Source organism: Stenotrophomonas sp. Sm6012 (assembly GCF_030985895.1).
Classification (GTDB): domain Bacteria; phylum Pseudomonadota; class Gammaproteobacteria; order Xanthomonadales; family Xanthomonadaceae; genus Stenotrophomonas; species Stenotrophomonas forensis.
Map to the genome: position 1 here is coordinate 1 of NZ_JAPTFX010000188.1, position 7,269 is coordinate 7,269.

A 7,269-nucleotide genomic window follows, 5' to 3' on the forward strand; every position below is an offset into this window, starting at 1 on the left:
CGGCACCGGGCCGGCCTTTGCCATGCATCCCTTCCGCCGATGCCGCCGGTGAACCGGCGGCATCGGGTCGTGCATCTACATCCGGGCTTAGAAGCGGAAGCCCACTTCGGCCTTGATCTGACGCGGCGTACCGATGATTTCGCCGGTCTCGTTGTAGCTCGCCTGCAGCTTGCCGTTGGTCTTGACGTAGTTGTAGGTGGAGAAGTTATCGAAGTTGAACACGTTGATGATGTCGATACGCGCGTACAGCTCGGTATCGCCCGGCATCTTGAACGTCTTCGTCGCCTGCAGGTCAACCGAACGGTAGCCGAAGATCTTGCCACCCACCAGGAACTTGCCGGTGGCGTTGGGCACAGCCGCCTGCGGAGTCGGCAGGGTGTAGCCGCTGGCCTGCATCACCGGGTACCAGTCGTTGACGGCAGTCGGGGTTGCCAGGGTGATCTTGCCGCCGAAGGTGATGCCCCAGAAGCCCGCGTACGAACCGGTCACCACCAGGCGGTGGCGCGGCGCGCCGTTGGAGCGGATGGTCGGGTAGTCACCGATCAGGCCGCGGTCAAACGCGTACTTCTCGTTGATGTCGCGGTTGTGGCGGGCGGTGGTCCAGGTGTAGGCGATCGAGGTGCCCCAGCCACTTTCCTTGGTGAACGGCTTCTGCGCCGACAGCAGCACCTGGGTGGCACGGGTCTTGATGCCCTGCTGGCCAATGATCAGGCTGCCGAAGCCCGGCACGTTGCAGCTCCACGCCTGGCTCAGGCCCGGATCGGTGCCGCCACACAGGCGCGGATCATCGAAGAACTGGCCGGTCGGGTAACGGTTACCCAGGGTGAAGGCAAAGCCGTCGTAGCTCAGGGTACGGGCGATGGTGGCATCGGTCAGCCACTCGCCGATCCGGTTGCTCATGCCCAGGCTGAACTGGTCCGAGTACGGCGCCTTCAGCTTGTTGTTCAGCAGGTCGACTTCCAGTCCGGCGTTGCTGGTCGCGCCGACCAGTGACTGCAGGTTGCCGATGCCGTTGAGCAGGTTCGGGTTCCAGTCATAGCAGGCGGCCTGGCCGTTGATGCAGGTACCGGTGGCCGGGTTGCGGAAGTAGATGGTCGGCTGCGGCAGGGCCAGCTTGGTGGTTTCCAGCTGCAGGTTATCGAACAGGTCACGGTCGTAGGAACGGCCGGCACCGCCATGGATCACATGCTGCTCGTCGGCATTGATGTCATACGAGAAGCCCAGGCGCGGCTGCCAGGCATCCTTGAACGCTTTGCGGTTATGGCCGTTGCTGATGTAGTCGCTGATGTCCAGGCCACCCAGCGCCAGCGAATCGGCGTAGGTCTGGCCGGCAGGCGCACGCGGATCCTGCGAATAGATGGCGTCGACCACCTGCTGCGGAGTCACGAAGTTCAGGTAGGTCGGAGTCTTTTCGTAGTCCCAGCGCAGGCCGATGTTCAGCTGCAGGTGGTCGTTGACCTGCCAGTCGTCCTGGATGAACACGCCGTACTGCTTGGACTTCGAACGGACTTCGCCGGACACCCCCGACACGCCGGTCACCGGCTTGACGAACTGCGCCTTGTACGGAATCGAATCCGGGAAGTCCGGATCGCCCAGGGAGTAGGTGAAGGTCGGGTTGATCTGTGCCGCATCGGAGGCGTACAGGTCGATCTGCTTGTACTTCACGCCCATCTTGATGGTGTGGTCGCCGGCCCACTGGATGCCATCCAGGGTCAGGTTGTCTTCGATCGACCAGCCCTTCTGGCCCTTCACCTGCGAATCCAGTGCCGAGGCGCCACCGATCTTCACCACGGTGCGGTCTTCGGGACCGTCCGGCGCGGTGTAGGTGATGCCGTTGGCCAGCGTCAGCGGGGTCGGATTGTTGAACGAATCTTCGTGAGTAACCATCAACTCGTTGTAGTAGCGCTCACCGCTGTGGTTCCAGCGCAGGGCGTAACGACGGTCGGTGTTGACCACTTCGCGGCCGGCTTCCGGCGAGGTCTGGCCACTGAACTGAGACTGGGTTTCGTCACGGTCCTGGAAAGTCAGCTCGATGCGATCATTGTCGGTCGGCTCGAAGTCGATCTTGCCGAAGATCAGGTCCTGCTGGAACGGCTGGCTGGCCGGGCCGAGGCCGGCGGCGCCGGCAGGCGGCAGCAGACCGGCGGCCGCGGTGACCGCGCCATCCGGCGCGATGGTGACCGGCAGGTCGAAGCGCTTGGCTTCATAGGTCACGAAGAAGTGGGCCTTGTCCTGGATGATCGGGCCACCCAGCGCGAAGCCGTATTCCTTCTCGGCCGAATCCTCCTTGCCCTTGTTCGGCTGGCGTTCGGCCGGGGTCATCGCGCGCATGCTGTCGTTGGTGTAACGGTAGAAGGCTTCACCCTTGAACTCGTTGGTACCCGACTTGGTCGCGGCGGTGACGGCAGCACTGGACACCTGGCCGTACTCGGCCTTGTAGTTGCCGCTGATGACCTTGTACTCGCCAATGGCCAGCTGCGGGAACGGATTGCCGGCGCTGCCGGACTGGCCGGCGACGCCGCCGCCCTTCACGTAGCTCTTCTGGCCCACACCGTCGATGTACACATTGGTGCCATCGGCATTGGTGGCACCACCGCGCAGCGAGGTGTTGCCCTTGGCATCACGGGTGAAGATCAGGCCCGGCACCGCGTCGGCGAACTCCAGGAAGTTGCGCGAGACCTGCGGGGTGGTCTGGATCTGCTGCAGGCTGACGGTCTTGCCGACTTCGGAGGTGCGCACTTCCTGCAGCAGGGTCGGTGCGACGACGTTGACGGTGTCGAGGTTGGTCGCGGCGGTCGAACCCGGGGTGCTGCTGGCCGCACCGGCGAAGTTCAGGGTGGCGGTCGAGGCCACGGTGACGGTGACCTTCTGCGACTGGCCATTGGCGACCACGTCATAGGTGCCCGGGTCCAGGCCCATCAGCGAGTAGCTGCCGTCGGCACGGATGGTGCCGCGGCGGACGGTGCCGGTGGCCACGTTGGTGGCGGTGACTTCGGTACCTGCCTGGGCGCCGGCCACCTGGCCACGAAGGCTGGCATTGGCCGACTGCGCCATGACGTTCGGAGCGGCGGCCAGCATCAGGCAGCTGACCAGTGCGGTGCTCAGCAGCCGGCGTGCCGGCGTGCGGAAGGTGGTGTGCATCATCAACTCAATCTCCGGGTGGCGGTGACCGCTTGCGCGGTCCCTGCGATCAATCAAAAAAGAAGGAACGCCTCTGGCTTCAACGGCCGGATGGCGGAGTGGTGGAATCGCGAACTATCAAGCGGGGAACCAGGGTCTGCTTGTCCCCTGTCCCGTCCGTGGAGGTGCCGTCCATCAACTGCATCAGGCGCGTCATGGCCCGATCGCCGAGCTCGGCGATGCTGACCTGCATGGTGGTCAGCGACGGGTGGACGAAACGCGCCAGTGGAATGTCATCGAAACCCGCCAGGGCGACATCGGACGGCACATGGACCCCTGCCTGCGTGAACGCATACAGGCAACCCAGGGCCATCATGTCGTTGGCGGCGAACACGGCATCGGGCAGCGCTCCGGCTGCCAGCAACTCCTGACCGGCGCGATGGCCGGAAGCTTCGTCGAAATCACCGGGCAGCTCGATGCCCTCGGCGCCACTGCCGAATGCGGCCAGCGCGTCACGGAAGCCGCGCAGGCGCTCGCGCGCGTCGAAGTTGAGGTCCGGGCCAGAAATGAACGCGATGCGGCGGTGGCCGGCATCCAGCAGGTGGCGGGTCATCGCCATCGCGCCGGCATGGTCGTCGATGCTCAGCACCGGGTGGTCCTGCCCGGGCAGATAGGTGTTGATCAGCACCGTCGGCAGCGACTGCGGCAGGTTGTCGGTCAGGAAGCCCGGGCTCTCGGCATAGGGCGACAGCACCAGCAGGCCGTCGACGCGGCCGCGCATGGCACGCAGGGCCGCGCCCTGCTGCTCCTGGTCACCGTGGTAGCTGGACACCAGCAGGTGCTGGCGGCGGTTGCGGGCAACGTTGTCGATGCCGCGCATCAGCTCGGAGAAGAATTCGCCGTACAGGTCCGGAAGCACCACGCCCACCGTATTGGTGCGGCGGCTGCTCAGGCTGCGGGCGGCGGCGTGCGGGGTGTAACGCAGCCGTGCGGCCACCTCCAGCACAAGCTGGCGGACCGGTTCGGCGACATTTTCATGCCCGTTGAGCGCGCGGGAAACCGTGGCCACGGAGACCCGGGCTTCGCGAGCGACGTCTTTGATTGTGATAGCTGCCTTGTTCACGAAGCCGCCCTCCACGGCTTGGACCTACCAGCATTGGCGCGGAATGTAAGCGTTTCCATCTGGGCTTGTAAACAGTCCGTTAGGCGAATGTCCTGAAATGGACATGGAAATCTGTCCATGGCGGGGCCCCGCAGGGACCGGCCAGGACAGTGCGGGACAAGGGCTCAGCCCTGTTCTGACGGGGTCTGTGCGCGGATGGACAAGGCGTGGATATCGGTGTCCATCATCGACCCCAGCGCGGCGTAGACCGCGCGATGCCGGGCCAGCGGGCCCAGTCCGGCGAAGCGTTCACTCACCACATGCACGTTGAAATGGCCGCGCCCGTCGCGCGCGCCGGCATGCCCGGCATGGCGATGACTGTCGTCCTCGATCTCGAGCACGCTCGGGGCCAGTGCCTGTTGCAGCGCATCACGCATCCGTGCGATCCGTTCCGCGTTCACGGCAGGACCTTGCGGAACGGACGCACCTGCACGCGGGTGTAGACGCCTGCGGCCACGTACGGGTCGGCATCGGCCCAGGCCTGGGCCTGTACCAGCGATTCGAACTGCGCGATCACCACCGAACCACTGAAACCGGCCGGGCCCGGGTCTTCACTGTCCACCGCCGGGCACGGGCCGGCCAGCAGCAGGCGCCCCTCGTCACGCAGCGCGTGCAGCCGCGCCAGGTGTTCCGGCCGCGCCTGCAGCCGCTGCGCCAGCACATCCTGGCCGTCATACCCTTCGATCACATACCACACCGGCATTTCCTCGCTTGCGTTGTCGGGTGCGCAGATTCTAGCCAATGCGGCCGCTGCCCCCGGCCCGGCTGGACACTGGCGCGACAAAGGCTTACCCTAGACTCCATTGCACGTGGCTGGATGCAGCAGCCCGTCGGTTTTTGCGGCCAACGCAGCCCCCGACGACCGTCCCGCTGCTTCAAAACCGGACCACCTGGCCGGGCCACGTAGACGACCTCCCCGTAGTTCTGTCGCTGCCGTTCCCTGCGGCGCGTCCTGCTGTTTGATATGTGTGGAATCGCGCCGATCCCGGCGTGTCTGGTGCCCTGGGGCTCCGTGGCGATGGCCCGGCGATCCTGGTGCCGCGACTGGTCCGTTGCAATCCTGATGTCCATTAGATGACTTCCGAACTCGCGCTCGACGCGAACCCGCCAACCCGGCCGCCCGCCCCCCAGCAGCAGGAAATGCCGCTGGCCGTGGTGCATGGGCAACCGGTCCTGCAGATTCCGCAGGACCTGTACATTCCGCCGGACGCGCTGGAAGTCATCCTGGATGCCTTCGAAGGCCCGCTGGACCTGCTGCTGTACCTGATCCGCCGGCAGAACCTGGACGTGCTGGACATCCCCGTGGCCGAGATCACCCGGCAGTACGTGGAATACATCACCGTGATGCGCGAGCTGCGCTTCGAGCTTGCTGCCGAATACCTGGTGATGGCCGCGATCCTGGCCGAGGTGAAGTCGCGCATGCTGCTGCCGCGCCCGGTAAGCGAGGAAGGCGACGAAGCCGACCCGCGCGCCGAACTGGTGCGCCGCCTGCAGGAGTACGAACGTTTCAAGCAGGCCGCCGAGGACATCGACGCCCTGCCCCGCCAGGACCGCGACACCAGCCTGGCACACGCCTTCATGCCCGAACGCGCTACGGTGAAGCTGCCGCCGCCGGTGGACCTGAAGGAAATGCTGCTGGCGCTGCACGACGTGCTCAAGCGCGCCGAGCTGTTCAGCGGCCACGCCATCAAGCGCGAGGCGCTGAGCGTGCGGCAACGCATGGGCGAAGTGCTCGGCCGGCTTGAAGATGGCAAGTTCTATCGTTTTGAAGGGCTGTTCACCGCTGAAGAAGGCAAGCTGGGCGTGCTGGTCACGTTCCTGGCGGTGCTGGAACTGGCCAAGGAACAGCTGCTGGACATCGTCCAGGAAGAGCCGCTGGCGCCGATCTACGTGAAGTCGCTGGCGGCCGGCAACACCAATGCCCCGCTGCAGTTCAGCAGCGAGTTCGACGACAACGACGCCGCCAATGCGGACGAGTGAGCGCTGACTGCCGATGGATCAATCGCTGATCGACCGCATTGTCGAGGGTGCCCTGCTGGCCTCCAGCCAGCCGCTCACCCTGGCCCAGCTGAAGGACCTGTTCCCGGAAGAGGAACCGGCACCGCCGGGCAGCATCGAACGGGCGCTGGAACGCCTGCGGGAAGCCTGCGCAGGCCGCGGCGTGGAACTGGTCGAAGTCGCCTCCGGCTTCCGCTACCAGGTGACCGGCGAAGTGCATGGCTGGATCAGCCGGTTGTGGACCGAACGCAAGACCCGCTACACCCGCGCCACCCTGGAAACCCTGGCGCTGATCGCCTACCGGCAGCCGATCACCCGCGGCGAGATCGAGCAGGTGCGTGGCGTGGCGGTCAGCAGCAACATCATCCAGGCGCTGGAAGAGCGCGAGTGGATCCGCGTGGTCGGCCACCGCGACGTACCCGGCAAGCCGGCCCTGTTCGGCACCACCAAGGGCTTCCTGGACTACTTCGGCCTGAAGCGCTTGGACGAACTGCCGCCGTTGTCTGAACTGAAGGACCTGGGCGAGCTGGACCCCCAGCTGGCCCTGGACCGCGACGTACCGGCCGCCGCCGGTGCTGACGGTCCGGACATCTCGGCCGGCGCCGATGGCGCTGCCGCAAACGATGATGCTGGCAGTGCCGGCAGTGACACCCCCGATTCCGCCGATGCAGCCCCTGCCTCGGCCTCCGATGAGCAAGCACCTTCGCCCTTCGATGATGGGCATCCCGATTCCGCGCCGGGCGAGCGCGCGGTGACCCTGAACGAACGCGAAGACAACGCCGTCGCGATGACGACCGTGGCTGTTGACCAAGCCGATTCCGAACCAGAGGCCGACCTCGAAACCGTCGGCCGGAGCAAAACTGATGAGTGACACCCCTCGTAACAAGCTCTCGCTGAAGCGCGAAGCCACCTCCGAACAGTTCAAGCTGGAAGAGCGCCTGCACAAGGTGCTGGCGCAGGCCGGCCTTGGCTCGCGTCGTGCGCTGGTG

Annotated in this window: 6 protein-coding genes; 2 read left to right on the forward strand and 4 right to left on the reverse strand. The window is 65.6% G+C overall.

Going from position 1 to position 7,269, the window contains the following annotated elements; translation table 11 throughout:
* Nucleotides 1–87: 87 nt before the first annotated feature.
* The 4 genes from O0J73_RS20600 to O0J73_RS20615 all read right to left on the reverse strand — a co-directional run bounded on the left by O0J73_RS20600 (nucleotide 88) and on the right by O0J73_RS20615 (nucleotide 4,979).
* Entirely contained in the window at nucleotides 88–3,144 is a 3,057-nt protein-coding gene (locus O0J73_RS20600; protein ID WP_006456451.1) for a TonB-dependent receptor, read from the reverse strand.
* A 76-nt stretch (nucleotides 3,145–3,220) separates the two neighbouring features.
* The gene (locus O0J73_RS20605; protein WP_006456453.1) at nucleotides 3,221–4,258 is read right to left on the reverse strand and encodes a LacI family DNA-binding transcriptional regulator; all 1,038 of its coding nucleotides are present in this window, start codon (nucleotides 4,256–4,258) and stop codon (nucleotides 3,221–3,223) included.
* 149 nt (nucleotides 4,259–4,407) lie between these two features.
* The gene (locus tag O0J73_RS20610; protein ID WP_040007399.1) at nucleotides 4,408–4,659 is read right to left on the reverse strand and encodes a BolA family protein; all 252 of its coding nucleotides are present in this window, start codon (nucleotides 4,657–4,659) and stop codon (nucleotides 4,408–4,410) included.
* 20 nt (nucleotides 4,660–4,679) lie between these two features.
* Entirely contained in the window at nucleotides 4,680–4,979 is a 300-nt protein-coding gene (locus O0J73_RS20615; protein WP_049456038.1) for a YciI family protein, read from the reverse strand.
* 377 nt (nucleotides 4,980–5,356) lie between these two features.
* Here O0J73_RS20615 and O0J73_RS20620 point away from each other — a divergent pair, with 377 nt between their 5' ends.
* The gene (locus O0J73_RS20620; protein WP_006456456.1) at nucleotides 5,357–6,262 is read left to right on the forward strand and encodes a ScpA family protein; all 906 of its coding nucleotides are present in this window, start codon (nucleotides 5,357–5,359) and stop codon (nucleotides 6,260–6,262) included.
* Nucleotides 6,263–6,275: 13 nt separating this feature from the next.
* Complete coding sequence (scpB, locus tag O0J73_RS20625; protein WP_006456458.1) at nucleotides 6,276–7,151, forward strand: SMC-Scp complex subunit ScpB; 876 nt, start codon at nucleotides 6,276–6,278, stop codon at nucleotides 7,149–7,151.
* The last annotated feature ends 118 nt before the right edge of the window (nucleotides 7,152–7,269 follow it).